A 17,936-nucleotide genomic window follows, 5' to 3' on the forward strand; every position below is an offset into this window, starting at 1 on the left:
GCCTCTGACACGGCCTGCTGAACGGCTCCGGTAACCTCGCTGTTGCCCAGTTTTGTCTTTGTCTGACCTTCAAACTGCGGCTCAGCCACCTTTATCGAGATAACGGCCGTAAGTCCTTCGCGGAAGTCCTCGCCTGCAATCTCTATCTTTGCCTTCTCGATCTGCTTTGATATAACAGGGTCGTTGTCGGCATATTTCTTTAAAGTACGTGTCAGCGCCATGCGGAAACCTACGAGATGCGTACCGCCTTCGATGGTGTTGATGTTGTTCACGTATGAATGGATGTTCTCGCTGTAGTCAGTGTTATACATCACAGCCACCTCGATAGGTATGCCCTGCTTCTCTGTCTTCAGATAGATAACGTCATCGAACAGATGTGTGCGGTGACGGTCGATATAGCGCACAAACTCCTTCAGTCCGTCCTTGGCATGGAACACTTCCTGTCTTGTCTTGCCTTCCTCGTCGGGACGAAGATCTGTAAGCGTAATCTTTATGCCGGCGTTAAGATATGCCAGCTCGCGCATACGCTTGGCTATTATGTCGTATTTATACAGTGTCGTGGTGAATATTGTAGGGTCCGGCCAGAACTGCTGGCGTGTACCGCGCAGCTCAGTCTCGCCAACCACCTTTACAGGATACAGCGGCTTACCCTTCTCATACTCCTGCTGATATATCTTTCCGTCGCGGAACACCTGTGACAGCATGTGTGTAGAAAGCGCGTTGACGCACGACACACCCACACCGTGCAGACCTCCTGACACCTTGTATGAGCCTTTGTCGAACTTACCGCCCGCATGCAGCACGGTCATTACCACTTCAAGAGCCGACTTATGCAGTTTTTCGTGTTCATCCACAGGGATACCACGACCGTTGTCCTGCACGGTTATAGAGTTGTCTTCGTTTATCGTAACTTCAATATGGGTGCAGTATCCGGCCATGGCCTCATCGATAGAGTTGTCCACTGTCTCGTTCACCAGGTGGTGAAGACCCTTCTCGCTGATGTCGCCTATGTACATTGCCGGACGCTTGCGCACGGCCTCAAGGCCTTCAAGCACCTGTATGTTACTGGCTGAATAATTATTCTCGTTGATTTGATTTTCTGCCATTTCGCTTCAATGTAAATTAACGTGCAAATATACAAAAAATCTGCGACACGGCGAAGGCTTTTAACTATAAAAAAGTGAAATGACGGTGTTTAACTACACCATAAGCACCTTTGCCCACAATATTACGGCAAAAGCCCGAAACGGCAGCCAAAGCGGTGCCACACGCTGCCATGCACCATGCTTCATGACGCTCATGACAACAATAAAAACGCAAGAAAGAAAAGGAGCAAACCGGCAAACAACAAAAAAGGCTGCAATCTTTGTTGATCACAGCCCTTATTGTCTCTTATTTATAATTTAATTTATCCCAATTTGCTGATGTGGCACGCCAGCTTTGACTTAAGATTAGAAGCCTTGTTCTTGTGGATGATATTGGTCTTAGCCAGCTTATCAAGCATCTTCTGTACACTAGGATACAGCTTCAGAGCTTCTTCCTTGTCTGTTATAGCGCGCAGCTTACGCACTGCATTACGCATTGTCTTTGCATAATATCTATTGTGCAATGTTCTTTTCTTCTCCTGACGGATTCTCTTAACTGATGATTTGTGGTTTGCCATCTTTGTTATTATTCCTTTTTATTTTGTTAGTAGTCCCTAGGAGAGTCGAACTCCTCTTTAGAGAATGAAAATCTCTCGTCCTAGCCGATAGACGAAGGGACCATTTGATAAATTTGCGGTGCAAAGGTAGTGGTTTTATTTTAAACCTCCAAATTTTTCTGCAACTTTTTTTCTCAAAAACCATAAAATTCTTGTATTTTTGCAGATATGATAACAAAAACAAGGGCTTTAGTGCTGCATTCGTTCAAATATGGAGAGCAACAGATGATTGTTGACTTTCTCACCGAAACATGCGGCAGAACGTCGTGCATTATAAAGATTCCGACATCGGCAAGGGGCAAGCTCAAGAAGCAATACTTCCAGCCGCTGTTCATTCTCGACACCGACATCGACATAAGACAGAACGCCAGACTGCAGCGGCTGAAGGACGCACGCATAGCGGTGCCCTTCACGTCGATACCGTTTAACCCATACAAAACGGCCATCTCGCTCTTCATGGCCGAATTTCTGCGCTGCACCACACGCCGCGAGCAGACCGACCCAACCACATTCTCATATATAGAGAACAGCATCAGATGGCTCGACGGATGCGGCGAGGGCTTTGCCAACTTCCACATAGTGTTCATGATGCGCCTGTCGAGATTTCTCGGATTTTATCCCAATACCGACAACTACGAGCCGGGCGACTGGTTCGACATGAGGAGCAGCTGTTTCTGCCGTCAGAGACCGATGCACGCCGACGTGCTCAGTCCTGACGAGGCGCGCAAGATAGGACTGCTGCTGCGCATGAACTATGCCACGATGCACCTTTACCGCATGTCGCACTTTGACCGCAACAGGATGGTGGACACCATAATAAGCTATTACCGCATACACATGCCCGAACTGCCAGAGCTGAAGTCGCTGCAGGTGCTTAAGGAGCTGTTTGCTGATTGACAAGCCAAATTAGACATAGATTTAAATCATACGACACCTTTAGATTCTTCACTTAAGGGACATCACTTCATGGTAAAAACTTAGGACAAAATATTTTTCCAATCTAGAAAAGCAGAGTATAACGGATGTTAATTAATTCAGACAAAAGCGGCGGAGCATTAACATACGTTCACGGACAAGAATGAATAAAAGGCTTAAACATGAATTTTTTGAGACGTAAAAGCATGGTCTACGGATAAAAAACAGGCATGTCTTACAACGGAAACGGGCCACTTTTGCACCGTAAACGGCAAAGTAATATTTTTTAACTGTTAAGCTTTTGTCTTCAAAACAGCATAAAGCGTTGAACGACAACAGGTTAGCAAAAACGCGCATTTTTCGTCGTTTTTCGCGCCAAATCACGGATTCGTGACGAGCATCGCCATTCCGAGAGCGTTAAGTGGACTGAATCATGTAAGAAAAGCTGACAAAAGACCATAATGAAGCTGAGCGAAAAGAACTAAAGAACAATGTGCGGCATTGTACAAACAATAATTATGAATTGCGAAACGAAGTTAGGCGAAAGCCGATCGTGAATTATGAATTATGAATTGTTAATTATGAATTATAAATTAAGATTCGTATATTTGCATGCTCCCCTGCCCTGCCTAGCCATACGGCACGAAGAAGACAGGCATGAGAAAGCCGACATGCAGACGGAAAGATGCTTGCGGACATAACGGCTGAAACATCACTATGCACAAATAATATAATATTATGGAAAAACATTTTAAAAGGACTTTTATGGCATTATGCCTGGCCGCGTTGCTCATGCCGGGCATGGCGCATGCGCAAAAGGCAGGCTACGTGCCGGCGCCCGAAAACCTGAAGGCGCGCAAAGAGTTTAGCGACAACAAGTTCGGGATATTCCTCCACTGGGGCATCTACAGCCTTTTCGGACAGGGCGAATGGTATCTCAACAGCGGCGGGCTCAACTGCCACGAGTATGCCAAGGCCGCATCGGCTTTCTACCCCTCGCGCTTCAACGCGAGCGAATGGGTTAAGGCCATCAAGGAGGCAGGAGCGCGGTATATATGCATCACCACACGCCACCACGACGGCTTCTCGATGTTCGACACAAAATATTCCGACTATAACATTGTTGACGCCACGCCCTTCGGACGCGACGTGATAAAGGAGCTGGCAGACGAGTGCCACAAGCAGGGCATAAAGCTTCATCTGTATTACTCTCACCTCGACTGGACGCGCGAAGACTACTATCCGCTGGGCAACACGGGCCACAGAACGGGCAGAAAAAACCACGGCAATTGGGAGAGCTACTATGAGTTTATGAACAACCAGCTGACCGAGCTGCTGACCAACTACGGCGAGATAGGCGCAATATGGTTTGACGGAGTGTGGGACAAGCCCGACTTCGACTGGCGACTTGGCGAGCAGTATGCCATGATACACCGCCTGCAGCCGGCATGCCTCATAGGCAACAACCACCACAGGGCGCCGGTTGAGGGCGAAGACTTCCAGATGTTTGAGCGCGACCTGCCGGGCGAGAACACCGCGGGCCTTTCTGACGAAAGCGAGATAGGCAGTCTGCCGCTGGAAACATGTCAGACGATGAACGGAATGTGGGGATATAAGGTGAGCGACCAGAACTACAAGTCGGACACAACGCTCGTAAGACTGCTCGTAAGGGCTGCCGGCAAGGGTGCCAACCTGCTTATGAACATAGGGCCGCAGCCTGACGGACAACTGCCGGCAGTGGCTCTTGAGCGCCTTAAGAGCATGGGCAAGTGGCTGTCTGAATATGGCGAAACGGTGTATGCCACTACGGCGGGCGACGTGATGACTGCCGAATGGGGCACCACGACGCGCAGCGGCAACAAGCTTTATGTGCACATCCTTGCCGACGACATGCCGAAGATGATATTGCTGCCGCTAAAAGGCAAAGTGAAGAGCGCCGTATTATTTGATACAGGCAAAAAGATAAGTCATGAAAACGTAAGCGGCGGCGTAGTGCTGCACACTGCCGACCTTACGCCGGCGATAGACCGAATAATAACACTGACGGTGAAATAAGTGAAGAGGAAAAAATTAAATGAAGAGTGAAGAACGAAGAGTGAAGAATTCAATAGTCTGTTGTGTGTTATAGAATGTCGTCTATGCTATAATGCTATTCAGTTTTATATGCTATTGAATTCTTCACTCTTCGTTCTTCACTCTTCACTTATACTTATATTCCCACTCCCAAAGTAAAGAATGCGCCGTTGTATGAACCTATTCCGGCTGTGCGCGAACTCATGTGGCGGAAACTTACGCCGAAATCAAACTTCAGAGGACCTCGCCCAACCCTGAACATTACGCCAAGATCGTAAGCCACGTTCTTCCAGTCGGCATGACCGACGCTCGTCGACACCGTGCCGCGAAGGTCTATGGCAGCAACATCGTCCTTATAGAACGTATAGCCTAAACCTCCACCAAGATTCTGCGAAGTGGCGTAAGTCTTCAGTCCGTCGGCATCACAATGGCCGTAAATGCTCTCGCCATGAACAAAGGCATACATACGCGGAATAAACCTGTAGCCTATGTCGGCATTGAGGGTAAGCGGATGCATGTTGTTGCAGCCTGTTCCTGCACTCACTCCGAGATTGATAACAATTTTATCGAAAAAACACTTTTCGTTCGACGCGTTCTGCGCTCCGGCTGTAGCCATGGCCATAAGAAGGGCCAACAAGAACAATAATTTCTTCATAGTAAAAAACATTTTTAGTTTGTGCTTTTTACTTTAACACGTACAACACGCCGTATTGTGACATCGTTTTTAGTAAATTAACATTAACGGCAAAAAAGATTCACAACATTTTTCATATTGAACACGTGGGGACTACGGAAGAATGAAGAATGAAGAATTCAATAGTATATAAAAGCTGAGCAATCACAATATTGACAATCTTGATTGCGCCTTACAATACAAAACAGACTATTGAATTCTTCACTCTTCGTTCTTCACTCTTCACTTATTTAGCTCCTTTGGGCGCCGGCAGGAAATATGCAATGACTGTAAGGACAAGCATTAAGATCCAGAAGCTGCTCATACCGACATCTACCGCATAGCTCACAGCCACGCCTATCAGACAGATAACGATGTCTAAGACCGAAAGGACCGACCTTGACGTATAACGCGAAAGGAAGCCGCGAGCATCCTTAACCAAATCTTTTATCATCAGCACAACCATCAGGACAAGACACAGAACTATTAATCCCCAGACGGCATAATCTGCCGCAGGCACGCTGCCAAACAGCGGCTCAAGTGCAAACAGAAGAAGAAAGATGCTGAAAACAATTTCAAGCTTGCCGGTCTTTAAATCTACTTTTCTCATAGGCTTGTTGTTTAAAAAAAATATTTATAGGTTTAAATCACAAAACATCAAACTTAAACAGCTTTTTCCGCATGGAGGAATATCTAACACTCGACACGAAGATTATCAGCGACAAAGCCGTCAGCACTATCATGCCGGCACAAACAGACATTCAGTAATGCCGTATTATAACGTGCTGATATGGTTCGGCAGCTCTTGTAGCCTTATGTTCACAAAGTTAGTAAAAATCCTGGACATTTTCAACTTTCTATAAGTTTATTTCGGTTCATCACCGATATCCATTGAAATATAGGCGTTCAGAGCAGTACGACAGACACAACGCAATAACCCGGCCGAATAATAACCGGTCGGATTATCACATTAAATTATTAATACTGTTCAAATTTTTCACAACGCTTTTCCGTAACCGTCAAAAAGGAAGCAGCATGAAAACAGTAAAATACACCATGGCCAGCAGAGCCAACACCTCTAATGCCAGTTCCAGCTTGTCAAAGCGGGTGCTTTCATTGTTTTTCAATAAAGACGTCAGTGTTACAAGCACCAGCGGCAAAATCATAAAGGAATACCTCAGTTCTATTCCAAACAACACAAAGCCCCACCATACAAGACCTATAAGGAGTATGAGGGAAAGAATTATTACTTTTGCTTTTTTCATAAGGCACTAAAATTAAATTTAACCACCATAATCATTAAATACTTCAACGAAGTTAAATAGAGAGAGAGTAAAGCAACAAATGTAATTTTCTACAGATTTATACTCACAAAGAAGATGCGCAACAAACCATTATCATGCCTAAGCACGCAGGGACGTACCCCAGGTGCGTCCACCTTTACATCAATCATATATAACGCTTTCGGACGCACCTGGGGTACGCCCCTGCAATATCACGTTGTTTTCGTTCCCTTTGGTGCCGGCAGAAAATATACAGCAACAAAACAGATAAACAGAAAAATCCACCAGCTACCAGAATTTGAGCTGAACGCATAGCCTACAGCCAGGCCTATAAGACATATTACGGCATCAACAATCCAAAAGACCGACCTCGATGTATAACTCGAAATGAAGCCGCGCGCATCCTTAATCAGATCTTTCACCAAGAACACAAGCATCAACACAGCGCACACTGCCATCAACCCATAAATTAGATAATCTATCACAAGTTTGTCTCCAAACACAGGCTCTACGGCATATAAAAGCAGAAGAGTACTGAAAAGGATATCTAACCTGTCTTTCCTAAAACTTATTCTACTCATAGCTTATGATTTAAAGATTATTGCTTAAACATTTTTATATCACGCAAGACAAATTGTCAATGCAGTCACAAATATTTTTATCGTTATGCTAAATAGTCCGTGTATTTGTTTGCAAATGTAGGCAAAAACTAAAGTCGTTATTTATTTTAGTAAGTTCTTTTCGGTTCATTTCTAATAAATTACAGTTTACGCAGGATTTATTCAGAGCCGTACAAAAGACTTAACGGGTATGCTCCGGCCAAACCAAAATTAGTCGGAGCATAAAATATATAAGTTAATAATTCTGCCACAAGCTACCAATCAGATTATATACCGAAACCTATCGTGCCGTAGAATCCATTATAATTGCCCACGCCTGCCGTGCGCGAATTGATATGACGGAAACCAAGTCCTAAATTCATCTTAAGTTTTCCGCCAATGTGAAAAATAAGAGCTGCATCATAAACGACATGCTTCCAGTCGGCATCGCCAATACTTGAAGAGACAGTTCCACGAAGGTCAACGCCAACATTGTCTACTTGATAAAGCGTGTATCCCAAACCGCCACCCAGCACACAACTCTTTGAATATGTCTGGCCATAATTATCATCTGAAAGTCCATAAAGGCCACCAGCATGAACAAAGGCATACATACGCGGAATAAAACGATAACCGAGGTTTGCACTAAGTTCAAGAGGACTGACTCCATGACACTTTGTGCCCACACCGACATTAAGTTCCGCTACAAGCCTATCAACAAACTTGCTTTCATTTGAAGCATTCTGAGCCACTGTTCCCAAGCTGATCAACAACAGAGAAATGATTACCAAAAGTCTTACATTCTTTTCCATATTTTATCACGTATTTAAATTAGATTTTTTATTTGCATCAGATTTTTCTAATCTCAAAATTAGATTATCGTTTAAACATCTCCAAATTTAAGAATGATTATTTTTGGGCGGTGTCACAATTACAAAATGCGTCTAAATCATTATGCTTCAAGCATTTATTTAGCATATAATAGTTTCATGAGGGCGAAAATTGTGACGCTTTGAATAAGCACAAGGACAAAAAACATCTTAAATGCATATGCTTTTCAACATAAATTGATTAACTTTGAAACAACAAAAAACACAACTTTAATGAAAAGGCTTTTATTATTCTCTATTGCAATAATACTCATTCTTTGCAGCTGTAATTACAACAGCGAAACACACAAAAAACTCGTTTTGGCAGATACATTGCTGTATCAAACAAAAAATGATTCAGCTATGAAAGTGCTTAAAAGCATCAATGCTGAGAATCTAAAGGACGAAAGCGACAAAGCATATTATAATCTTTTGATGACTCAAGCAAGTCATGTTTTATATATGCCTCCTATGCCCGACTCCATCATAAACGGATGCATTGAATATTACACCAAACAATACGATGCAGAAAAACTTGCTAAAGCTTATTATTACAAGGGTGCGATTTTCTATGAAAAAGGAAATAATGCCGAAGCTATCACAGCTTTAAAAAATGGAGAAATATTTGCAAAAAAAGCAAAAAATAAAAATGCTATACATCATATAGCAGAACTACTTGCTTTCATTAATCTAAAAAATGGGAATTATAATACAGCACTAAAATATGCGCACATCGCACTAAACAATTCAATTGCAACTAACAACAAATCTTGGATTGTTGAAGACCTAAACAGGATATCTGCAATATTCGCAGGACAATCAAAAGCAGACAGTTCTGACTACTACATGAACGAAGCATTGAAAAAAACTAAAGACCTGCCTCAAAAATTAAAAGTTGAATTTTACACAAATGCAAGTATCTACTATTTTAACACCAACAAACTTGCAGAATCAAAAAAATATGCATTAAAATCATTAAATATCCAACAATCAGAAAGAGCCCAAACAATACTTGGTGCTATATACTATTCAGAAGGTGAAACTGAAAGGGCATTGGATTTACTAAAAAAATCAGCTTCAAGCAATAATTTAGAACATAAAGCAGAAGCTTTGTCCCTAATGTCTGACATAAAGAAGGAGCAGGGCGAATATAAGGAGGCTATGAAGCTGGCGGAAAGAAGCAAGGCAGCTGAAGACAGCATGAAGGCAAGACAACAGACTGAAGATATGCTCGCGCTGCAGAAAAGCATAGAGAAAGAAGAGGCCGTGAAGAATGCCGGACAATGGATGCCGGCTGCAGCAGCGGCCATCGCAGCGCTCGCAATTATCATCATAGCTGCCGCCGTATACCACAGAAAGAAAATGAGCAGGGCAAGAAACCTGATGGAGGAAGATAGGGAGAAGATAGAGATGTACACGCAGCAAATGGAGAGCATGGCGGCATCGGGCAAGGACAGGGAAAAGGAAATAAAGAAACTGAAAAAGAAGATTGAAGACATCAGAAAGCATGAGGCTGAAACAGTGAGCCGCGGAAAAAGACTGCACAAAGAGATTGCCGACGGCGGAACAACCGTAAAATGGAGCAAGGACGACTTTGAGGCATTCATCGAATACTTCAGAATTGAATATGCAGAAAAGGCAAGAGAGGCTGAAAGCAGATACGGCAAGCTGACAACAAACAGTCTGTTTGCACTCTCGCTGATAACCATAGGCTTCAGCGACAAGGACATTCAGCGCATTATGGCCATAACACCGGGAGCGCTGAGAACGATCAAATACAGGCTGAAAAAGCAAATCAAAATTGAAAATTGAAAATGAATAAACGAAGTTCGGTGTAAGCCAATTATGATTACTCTTTTTGTGTGGGGGATATTCTGATTTTATAAAAAAGGATTTATGTCATGGCAACACATTAACACCAGGAAAAAACATCTTAAATGCACATGCTTTTCAATATAAATTGATTAACTTTGAAACAACAAAAAACATGACATTAATGAAAAGACTTTTATTATTCTCCATAGCTATAATACTCATTCTGTGCAGCTGCAACTACAACAACGAAACACGCCAGAAACTCGTTTTGGCAGATACATTGCTGTATCATACAAAAAACGATTCGGCAATGAAAATACTTAAAAGCATCAGCGTTGAGAATCTAAAGGATGAAAGCAACAGGGCATATTATAATCTTTTGATGACTCAAGCAAGTCATGTTTTATATATGCCTCCTATGCCCGACTCCATCATAAACGGATGCATTGAATATTACACCAAACACTACGATGCAGAAAAACTTGCTAAAGCTTATTACTATAACGGAATTATACTAACAAATAAAAACAATTATCAAAAGGCCATTAATTCATTAAAGAGGGGGGAACCTCATGCAAAAAAATCCAAGAATAAGGTACTTATACATCATATTGCAGAAAATCTTTCTTTCATCAATCTAGAAATCGGCAACTTAAATACGGCCTTAACATACGCACACATTGCCTTAAATAAAGCATCAGAAATGAAAAGGGAATCGTGGATTGCAGAAGATTCGTATCGTATGTCAGCTATTTTCGGTGCAAAAGCCATGCAAGACAGTTCTAATTTCTATATGAATAAGGCATTAAAATATGCAGCATCTTTACAAAAGCAACTAAGATCCGACTTCTATGCTAACGTAAGTGCATATTATTATAACATAAACAAGCTAGACTCTGCCGAGAAATATATATTAATGTCCATAAAAGCCAAGCCTACGGCAAGGGCTAACTATATACTCGGAGTAATATATATGGACAAAGGACTAAAAGCCGAGGCATGGAAACTATGCGAAAAGGCAGTAGCCGACGGTGACTTCGATATTAAGGCTGAAGTGCTGGCGTGGATGTCTGACGTAAAGAAGGAGCAGGGCGAATATAAGGAAGCCATGGAGCTGGCGGAAAGAAGCAAGGCGGCTGAAGACAGCATGAAGGCAAGACAACATACAGAAGACATGCTTGCACTACAAGAGAACATCGAGAAAGACGAAGCAGTGAAGAATGCCGGACAATGGATGCCGGCTGCCGCAACGGCCATTGCAGCGCTCGCAATTATTATCATAGCTGCCACCATATACCACAGAAAGAAGATGAGCCGGGCAAGAAACCTGATGGAGGAAGACAGGAATAAGATTGAGATGTACACGCAGCAGATAGGAAGCATGGCGGCATCGGGTAAGGACAGGGACAAGGAAATAAAGAAACTGAAAAAGAAAATTGAAGACATCAGGAAGCATGAGGCTGAAACAGTGAGCCGCGGAAAAAGGCTGCACAAAGAGATTGCCGACGGAGGAACAACCATAAAATGGAGCAAGGACGACTTTGAGGCATTCATCGAATACTTCAGAATTGAATATGCAGAAAAGGCAAGAGAGGCTGAAAGCAGATACGGCAAGCTGACAACAAACAGTCTGTTTGCACTCTCGCTGATAACCATAGGCTTCAGCGACAAGGACATTCAGCGCATTATGGCCATAACTCCGGGAGCACTGAGAACTATCAAATACAGACTGAAAAAGCAAATTAAAATGGTGAATTGAGAATGGAGAATTGAGAATTTTATCAGCAGAACTTATCATACTGAACTTACAAAACACGGCAAACTATGATGCAAAAGGTATGCTTTTGCATGCTGAAACGTGGCCTTTCAGGGTGCAAAAGTATGCCTATCGGAAAAATGAAAACGGCAATAATAAAGAATGTTGACTATTTACTGACTTAGGTTGACCGAAACATGGAGTATCGCTGATAAAAGTTGACTCTTCGTGATAAGTCATACAGCATAACATAAGGATCAATTTTATTTTTATAAAAAACTCATCACTCGTCACAACCGTGCATAACAAACTGTAAATCAAGATGTTAAAGTGTGACGAGTTGCCGGATAAACTCATCACGGCTGATGTGTGAGCCACGAGCGTGACGAGTTGAAAGCGCAACTCGTCACACTGTAACGCCATGTGTATCAGTGCGTTATACGCCATTGTGACGAGTGACGAGTTTTTTTATAAAATAGTTAGAGGAGAATGTTCTGTTTTAGGAGTTAAAGTAGTTAAAGGAGTTAGAGGAGTTAGAGGAGTTAAAGTCGTATGCTTTGTTTTTAGGAGTTAATGACACTGTCCAATATTTTGTGCAAATGGAAACAAAGTTCTGTTGCCGGTACATCAAAAAAACAAATCAGCCTGAGCAGACTGTTTAGTCCGTTCAGGCTGATTTATTATTTTATATCAGAAAGAAAATGCTTAGGCAAGCAGTTTCTTTACGATGCCGGAGATAATGCGGCCGTCGGCCTTGCCAGCCATCTGCTTTGAAGCCACGCCCATAACCTTGCCCATGTCCTTCATGCCTGCGGCACCTGTCTGGGCTATAATTTCCTTTACGGCAGCCTCAATCTCTTCTTCTGTCATAGGCTTCGGCAGGTATGCCTCAATGACGCTGACCTGTGCCAGCTCGGCGTCTGCCAGGTCCTGACGGTTCTGCTGCACGAATGTGGCAGCCGACTCTTTGCCCTGCTTGGCAAGCTTGGCAAGAATCTTCATGGCGTCGGCATCCTCGAGAGTGTCGTTGGCTCCGGGAGCAGTCTTTGCCTCAAGAAAAACTTTCTTAATGTTGCGCAAGGTCTCAAGACGCACCTTGTCGCGGGCCTTCATGGCCTCCTTTATATCGTTGCTTATCTGATCGAATAACATTTTAATTATGAATTAAAAATTATGAATTATGAATTGTCAATCATCCAAACTTTATTGTTCCCTGTATCTTGCTGTCCTCGCTCTCGGCCTTCTTTACCTGTCCCATAGACTGGTTGCGTATTTCCTCAAGCTCCTGACGTGTGCGCTTGTATGTAGGCGTCGACTCAACAGAAGATATTACGTCGTCGTTGTCGAGGTCTTCCTGGCGGAAGATGTATATGTGCGGACGGCGCTTGTATTTAGAGCTCTTTCCGTCGGTGCCGTAGTAGTGTTCACGCTTTGCGCGGCGCTCGGCAGCCTTCTCCTCCTCCTCAGCACGGCGTTCGTTCTCCTCCTGAGAATGCTTCTTGTAGTGCTCGTTCATGCCGTCGACATTCTCTATGCCGAATCCTGTGGCGAGGATGGTAACCTTCACTCTGTTGCCCAGTTCGGGGTCGGTGGCAAGTCCCCACTTTATCTCGAAGTCGTTGCCAAACTTGGCCATAAAGTCGTTCACGTCGTTCATCTCCTCCATCATGAGGCCGTTGTTGCTGTTCTTGTCGCTGCAGAACGATATGCTGAGCAATATCTTCTTTGCGTTGAACACGTCGTTGTCGTTGAGCAGAGGTGAGTTGAGCGCGTCCTCAATGGCACGCTTCACGCGGCCCTCGCCTTCGCCGTAGCCTGTACTCATGATGGCCACGCCGCCGTCCTTAAGCACGGTCTTCACATCGTTGAAGTCGAGGTTTATCAGTCCGTGAACGGTGATAATCTCGGCTATGCTCTTGGCAGCAATGCTCAGGGTGTCGTCGGCCTTTCCGAAGGCATCAAGGATAGACAGTTCCGGATAAATCTCGCGCAGGCGCTCGTTGTTGATTACGAGCAGGGCGTCGACGTGCTTCGACATCTCTTCAACGCCGTCGAGGGCCTGGTCGATCTTGCGTTCGCCCTCAAAGCGGAACGGTATGGTAACGATGCCGACGGTAAGGATGCCCAGATCCTTTGAAACGCTGGCAATGACAGGAGCCGCACCGGTGCCGGTGCCTCCGCCCATTCCGGCTGTGATGAATGCCATCTTGGTGCCGTCGTTGAGCATTGCCTTTATGTCCTCAAGGCTCTCCTCGGCTGCCTCGCGCGCCTTTGCAGGCTTGTTGCCGGCTCCGAGTCCTTCCTTGCCGAGCTGCAGGTGCACGGGTACGGGCGAGTCGTTGAGTGCCTGGTTGTCAGTGTTGCACAGAACGAACGACACGTCGTGTATGCCCTCGCGGTACATGTGGTTAACGGCGTTGCCTCCACCGCCGCCTACTCCGATCACTTTTATTATGCTCTTCTCTTTTTCGGGCTCACCGAAATCCACTATTCTATGTGTATCAGCCATATCTCTGTCTTTATTTTTTTTCGTAGTTATAAGTTTGTAGCAGCGCAGCCATGTCAATATTATTCGTCCTCAGAGACAAGGCTTCTGAACCAGTTCTTGAGCTTTGTAACATGAGGCTTCATGCCCTTCTTTTCCTTGTCGGCATCGTCCTTCGGCTTAACTTCGGGCTCGCTCTCCTTCCTGGCAGCCTCTTCGGCAGCCTTGCGGCGCATCTCCTCAATCTTCAGCTTCTCGGCTTCGGTGAGCACTACGCCCTCGTTGTTGCGCTGCTGTACGTGAGTTCCGCCCTGCATGCCGGCAGCCGGCTTAGGCTTGTCGGCACCGAAGAGGTCGCTGTGCTCGCTGTACTCTTCGCCGGCGCAGTTCATGTCGCCCTTGGCCAGGATGCCCAGCACGGTGTTCATCATGCCGTTGTGGGCGTTGATGTCGTTGTTGTTAGAGTTGATGGTCTGCGTAACAAACTTCGCAATACGTATTTTCTCTATATGCGTGTGGTTTCTGAAGGCCATGTCGATGTTCTTCATGTTAGAGCCTCCACCTGTAAGGATGATACCGCCCAGCAGCCTGTCGGCATACTCGGCAGGAACCTGATACCACACATTCTCGATAATCTCCTGAAGTCTGCCCTCTACGATCTCGATAAACTTGCGGCTCTCTATGCTGCGGTCGGCATCGATGGGGAACATCAGGGTGTTGTCTATCTCGTTGTTGTCAGTATAAGCATTTCCGTATTTCAGCTTCATCTTCTCGGCATTCTCATCGTCCATCTGCAGCGAAGCGATATCCTTGGTGATGTTGTTGCCGCCGAGAGGTATGACAGCAAGATGGCGAAGAATATTCTTATAGTAAACAGAAACAGTGGTGGTATCGGCACCAAGGTCAACGAGCACGCATCCTGAACGCTTCTCAGAGTCGGACAGCACGCTGTCGGCCAGCGCCAGCGGCGCCAGATACATCTCGGCAATGGCAATGCCGGCAGTGTCGAAACACTTGTTGAGGTTGCGGTAGAAGGTCTTGCGCCACAATATGTTGAGGAAGTTGCCCTCAAGGCGGCTGCATTGTATGCCCACGGGATCGAGCTGCAGCTGGTTGTCGACCTTATACTCCTGTGTGGCCGCGTCAAGAATTTCCTGTTCAGGATAAGACATGTTACGGTTGGTGTCCATAAGCTCGTTTACCATCTCCTGCGTAACGATGGTGTCGCCCAATAAGTCTTTGCCTATCACGTTCTTCTCGCTTCTGATAGACTGACCTCCCACGCCCACATACACCTGAGCTATCTCAGACTTGAGGGCGGCAGACAGTTTCTTGACGATGTTGGACACACACTGAACGGTCTGATTTATATTGTAGACGACGCCCTTGCGTATAAACGACGAAGAGTCTTCCTTCACAACGGCGAGCACAGAGATGCTGCCGTCAAGATTCTTCTTGCCCGCAATGCCCGTAACCTTTGATGAGCCTAATTCTATTGCTACTATAAAATCCTTTGCTGCCATACGTTATCAATTTGTTGTTTCTGTTTTATTTAAATATCTGCCTTTTTCTTCTTTTTGCATATTATCTGGTTGTCAAACTCCAGATCTATATAAGAATATTTGTTCCATCCGGCCTGACTGAGTCCGTATTTGTAAAACTTCTTCAGACGGTCCATCTTCTTCTGCACAAAACCTTGCACAAGAGCCTTGCGGCGGTTGACATATTTTGTCTGCGGGATGTTGCCCAGATAAACTATATGCTCGCCGACGCGCGGAACAAGCTCAACGCCAAGGTCGGGCAGTATGTTTATCTGCACTATCTGATTCTTCCAGAAGTCATCCTTCATCAGCTCGATGGCCAGATAAGAGAGATAGTTGCGGGCATACCAGCGGCTTATGTTGCCTGTGGCTATTATCAGGTCTGACGTGTACTTTGAGTTGGGCATTATGCCGCCCTGATCGTCAAGATAATAGTCGTCGCCACGCGAGTTTTTCACCCTTACGATAGGCAGACGCTGCGTGATGCTTATAAAGACGTTGCCGTCCTTTGTCTTATAGCACTGTGCAGTGTTGACAAAGGGCGTGTCCTTCAGCTTGTCCTCGATGTCGCGAGGGTTGATGTCGGCAAGTTTCTTCTTAAACGGATAAAGGCGGCTCCGCTCAAGAATGCGCTTCACCTCCTTTGCACTTAGGAATCCGTTTGTACTTTCATCCTCAACATTAATGGTAACCTTAGTACACACGCTATGTGTCTCTGCCGGATGATTGAACGATGTCATCGCCATCACCAGGTAAACCGCAAGAAACACGTCGAGCGTTATGAATATGGTTCTTTTAAGTTTCTGATGCATTTACTTATACTTGTCTTGAAGTATTTTCTCTATCTGTGGCACATAATTGTCGAGGTCGCCGGCGCCGAGCACCACGAGCACCTCGAAATCATTGTCTTTTACGAACGAGAGGACATCCTCCTTGTGTATCATCTTCTTCTCCACGCCTTCCTTCAGGTTGTCGTAGATAAGCTGTGACGTAACACCGGGGATAGGCTCCTCGCGTGCGGGATATATGTCGCAGAGTACAACCTCGTCGAGCATGCTCAGACTGTCGGCAAAGTCCTTATAGAAGTCGCGCGTGCGGGTGTAGAGATGGGGCTGGAAGATTACGGTTATCTTCTTGTCCCTGTAAAGCTCGCGTATGCTCCTTGCGCTCTGGTAGATTTCCTTTGGATGGTGTGCGTAGTCGCTGAGGAAGACAATCTTGTCGTTCTTTATCTTGAAGTCGAAGCGACGGTCAACGCCACGGTATGTCTTCATGCCATACTTCAGTTCCTCGCTTGAGCATCCGTTGAGCTGTGCCATGGCCATGGCCGCAATGCCGTTCTCGATATTGATGGGCACGGGCTGACCGAGCTGCACTCCGCGTACGGTTTCTATTGGCGAGATGAAGTCGAACGAGATGTTGCCGTTCTCAATCACGATATTCTCGGCATGGAAGTCGCCGCTGTCAAGACTGTATTCATACACCTTAACACCGGGCTGCACCTGAGCTTTCATCTCGAGGCCCTTGTGTATGATGAGCGCTCCGCCGGGCTGAATCAGCGAAGAGTAATGGGCGAAGCTCTCAAGATAGGCCTCCTTGGTGCCGTATATGTCGAGATGATCGGGGTCGGTAGATGTTATGACGCTCATCCACGGACGGAGCCAGTGGAAGCTGCGGTCGAACTCATCGGCCTCGATAACCACGAAGTCGCTCTCCTTGCTCAGTATGTAGTTAGAGCTGTAATTCTTTGATATGCCGCCGAGAAAGGCGTTGCAGTCGACGTGGCTCTGATGCATGATGTGGGCGCACATGGTAGACGTGGTGGTCTTGCCGTGCGTGCCGGCAAAGCAAAGGCCCTTGTGTGAGCGTGTGAGCATGCCCAGCACCTGGGCGCGCTTCTCAACGTCGAAACCGTTCTCACGGAAGTAAACCAGCTCCTTGTGGTCTGCCGGTATGGCCGGGGTGTAGATCACGAGCGAAGACTTCTGGTTTCTGCAGGCATGCGGTATCTCGTCGATGTTTTCTTCATAATGAATAAGCATGCCTTCTTTCTCGAGCTGCGTTGTCAATGCAGAAGGAGTTTTGTCGTATCCGGCAACGACAACGCCTCTGTGCAGGAAGTAACGGGCTATGGCGCTCATGCCTATGCCGCCTGCTCCTACAAAATATACAGCTTTAATCTCTTTCAGTTCCATTATTTTATTATTCTCTACAGAAACGGACTT

16 protein-coding genes are annotated in these 17,936 nt (G+C 45.4%); 4 read left to right on the top strand and 12 right to left on the bottom strand.

Features of this window, described 5'->3' with window-relative positions; all coding sequences use genetic code 11:
* Window positions 1-1,106: ATP-binding protein (locus tag QVO66_RS07525; RefSeq protein ID WP_288172728.1), on the bottom strand; the 1,106-nt coding region annotated here is incomplete at its 3' end.
* A gap of 302 nt (window positions 1,107-1,408) precedes the next feature.
* Entirely contained in the window at window positions 1,409-1,663 is a 255-nt protein-coding gene (gene rpsT / locus QVO66_RS07530; RefSeq protein ID WP_021854845.1) for a 30S ribosomal protein S20, read from the bottom strand.
* A 207-nt stretch (window positions 1,664-1,870) separates the two neighbouring features.
* Here rpsT and recO point away from each other — a divergent pair, with 207 nt between their 5' ends.
* The gene (gene recO / locus QVO66_RS07535; protein WP_287604479.1) at window positions 1,871-2,599 is read left to right on the top strand and encodes a DNA repair protein RecO; all 729 of its coding nucleotides are present in this window, start codon (window positions 1,871-1,873) and stop codon (window positions 2,597-2,599) included.
* Between the two features lie 756 nt (window positions 2,600-3,355).
* A complete protein-coding gene (locus tag QVO66_RS07540; protein ID WP_053398403.1) occupies window positions 3,356-4,672 on the top strand; it encodes an alpha-L-fucosidase in 1,317 nt (438 codons plus the stop codon).
* 154 nt (window positions 4,673-4,826) lie between these two features.
* Here the strand turns inward: QVO66_RS07540 and QVO66_RS07545 are convergent, their stop codons facing one another.
* The 5 genes from QVO66_RS07545 to QVO66_RS07565 form a co-directional block, all read right to left on the bottom strand.
* Entirely contained in the window at window positions 4,827-5,345 is a 519-nt protein-coding gene (locus tag QVO66_RS07545) for a hypothetical protein (protein WP_021854848.1), read from the bottom strand.
* 265 nt (window positions 5,346-5,610) lie between these two features.
* Window positions 5,611-5,973, bottom strand: coding sequence for a hypothetical protein (locus QVO66_RS07550; protein WP_021854849.1), 363 nt, complete (start codon window positions 5,971-5,973; stop codon window positions 5,611-5,613).
* A gap of 409 nt (window positions 5,974-6,382) precedes the next feature.
* On the bottom strand, window positions 6,383-6,628 hold the full coding sequence (locus QVO66_RS07555; RefSeq protein ID WP_021854850.1) for a hypothetical protein: 246 nt from the start codon (window positions 6,626-6,628) through the stop codon (window positions 6,383-6,385).
* 230 nt (window positions 6,629-6,858) lie between these two features.
* Entirely contained in the window at window positions 6,859-7,227 is a 369-nt protein-coding gene (locus QVO66_RS07560) for a hypothetical protein (protein ID WP_021854851.1), read from the bottom strand.
* Window positions 7,228-7,532: 305 nt separating this feature from the next.
* Window positions 7,533-8,057: a hypothetical protein gene (locus QVO66_RS07565; RefSeq protein WP_021854852.1), complete on the bottom strand. Its 525-nt coding sequence runs from the start codon at window positions 8,055-8,057 to the stop codon at window positions 7,533-7,535.
* Window positions 8,058-8,477: 420 nt separating this feature from the next.
* Between QVO66_RS07565 and QVO66_RS07570 the strand changes: the two genes are divergently transcribed.
* Both QVO66_RS07570 and QVO66_RS07575 read left to right on the top strand, forming a co-directional pair.
* Window positions 8,478-9,926, top strand: coding sequence for a tetratricopeptide repeat protein (locus QVO66_RS07570; protein WP_288172729.1), 1,449 nt, complete (start codon window positions 8,478-8,480; stop codon window positions 9,924-9,926).
* 184 nt (window positions 9,927-10,110) lie between these two features.
* Window positions 10,111-11,688, top strand: a complete 1,578-nt coding sequence (locus QVO66_RS07575; protein WP_021854854.1) for a tetratricopeptide repeat protein — start codon at window positions 10,111-10,113, stop codon at window positions 11,686-11,688.
* A 702-nt stretch (window positions 11,689-12,390) separates the two neighbouring features.
* On the opposite strand, the gene QVO66_RS07580 is transcribed toward QVO66_RS07575, so the two are convergent.
* The 5 genes from QVO66_RS07580 to murC are packed head-to-tail and all read right to left on the bottom strand — an operon-like array spanning window position 12,391 to window position 17,906.
* Entirely contained in the window at window positions 12,391-12,837 is a 447-nt protein-coding gene (locus QVO66_RS07580) for a GatB/YqeY domain-containing protein (RefSeq protein WP_021854856.1), read from the bottom strand.
* Window positions 12,838-12,877: 40 nt separating this feature from the next.
* Window positions 12,878-14,194, bottom strand: a complete 1,317-nt coding sequence (ftsZ, locus tag QVO66_RS07585) for a cell division protein FtsZ (protein ID WP_021854857.1) — start codon at window positions 14,192-14,194, stop codon at window positions 12,878-12,880.
* Window positions 14,195-14,253: 59 nt separating this feature from the next.
* Window positions 14,254-15,693: a cell division protein FtsA gene (gene ftsA / locus QVO66_RS07590; RefSeq protein WP_021854858.1), complete on the bottom strand. Its 1,440-nt coding sequence runs from the start codon at window positions 15,691-15,693 to the stop codon at window positions 14,254-14,256.
* 29 nt (window positions 15,694-15,722) lie between these two features.
* A complete protein-coding gene (locus QVO66_RS07595) occupies window positions 15,723-16,523 on the bottom strand; it encodes a cell division protein FtsQ/DivIB (RefSeq protein ID WP_021854859.1) in 801 nt (266 codons plus the stop codon).
* The gene (gene murC / locus QVO66_RS07600) at window positions 16,524-17,906 is read right to left on the bottom strand and encodes a UDP-N-acetylmuramate--L-alanine ligase (protein WP_021854860.1); all 1,383 of its coding nucleotides are present in this window, start codon (window positions 17,904-17,906) and stop codon (window positions 16,524-16,526) included.
* Window positions 17,907-17,936: the final 30 nt, after the last annotated feature.

This window comes from Prevotella sp. CAG:255 (genome assembly GCF_000431195.1).
GTDB classification, from domain to species: Bacteria; Bacteroidota; Bacteroidia; order Bacteroidales; family Bacteroidaceae; genus Prevotella; species Prevotella rara.

Excerpts from the sequence above, each read along its gene's own strand:
- QVO66_RS07555 (WP_021854850.1), bottom strand. The coding sequence starts at position 6,628 with ATGAAAAAAGCAAAAGTAATAATTCTTTCCCTCATACTCCTTATAGGT.
- QVO66_RS07580 (WP_021854856.1), bottom strand. The coding sequence starts at position 12,837 with ATGTTATTCGATCAGATAAGCAACGATATAAAGGAGGCCATGAAGGCC.
- QVO66_RS07565 (WP_021854852.1), bottom strand. The coding sequence starts at position 8,057 with ATGGAAAAGAATGTAAGACTTTTGGTAATCATTTCTCTGTTGTTGATC.
- recO (WP_287604479.1), top strand. The coding sequence starts at position 1,871 with ATGATAACAAAAACAAGGGCTTTAGTGCTGCATTCGTTCAAATATGGA.
- QVO66_RS07570 (WP_288172729.1), top strand. The coding sequence starts at position 8,478 with ATGAAAGTGCTTAAAAGCATCAATGCTGAGAATCTAAAGGACGAAAGC.
- rpsT (WP_021854845.1), bottom strand. The coding sequence starts at position 1,663 with ATGGCAAACCACAAATCATCAGTTAAGAGAATCCGTCAGGAGAAGAAA.
- QVO66_RS07545 (WP_021854848.1), bottom strand. The coding sequence starts at position 5,345 with ATGAAGAAATTATTGTTCTTGTTGGCCCTTCTTATGGCCATGGCTACA.
- QVO66_RS07575 (WP_021854854.1), top strand. The coding sequence starts at position 10,111 with ATGAAAAGACTTTTATTATTCTCCATAGCTATAATACTCATTCTGTGC.
- QVO66_RS07560 (WP_021854851.1), bottom strand. The coding sequence starts at position 7,227 with ATGAGTAGAATAAGTTTTAGGAAAGACAGGTTAGATATCCTTTTCAGT.
- ftsZ (WP_021854857.1), bottom strand. The coding sequence starts at position 14,194 with ATGGCTGATACACATAGAATAGTGGATTTCGGTGAGCCCGAAAAAGAG.
- murC (WP_021854860.1), bottom strand. The coding sequence starts at position 17,906 with ATGGAACTGAAAGAGATTAAAGCTGTATATTTTGTAGGAGCAGGCGGC.
- QVO66_RS07595 (WP_021854859.1), bottom strand. The coding sequence starts at position 16,523 with ATGCATCAGAAACTTAAAAGAACCATATTCATAACGCTCGACGTGTTT.
- ftsA (WP_021854858.1), bottom strand. The coding sequence starts at position 15,693 with ATGGCAGCAAAGGATTTTATAGTAGCAATAGAATTAGGCTCATCAAAG.
- QVO66_RS07540 (WP_053398403.1), top strand. The coding sequence starts at position 3,356 with ATGGAAAAACATTTTAAAAGGACTTTTATGGCATTATGCCTGGCCGCG.
- QVO66_RS07550 (WP_021854849.1), bottom strand. The coding sequence starts at position 5,973 with ATGAGAAAAGTAGATTTAAAGACCGGCAAGCTTGAAATTGTTTTCAGC.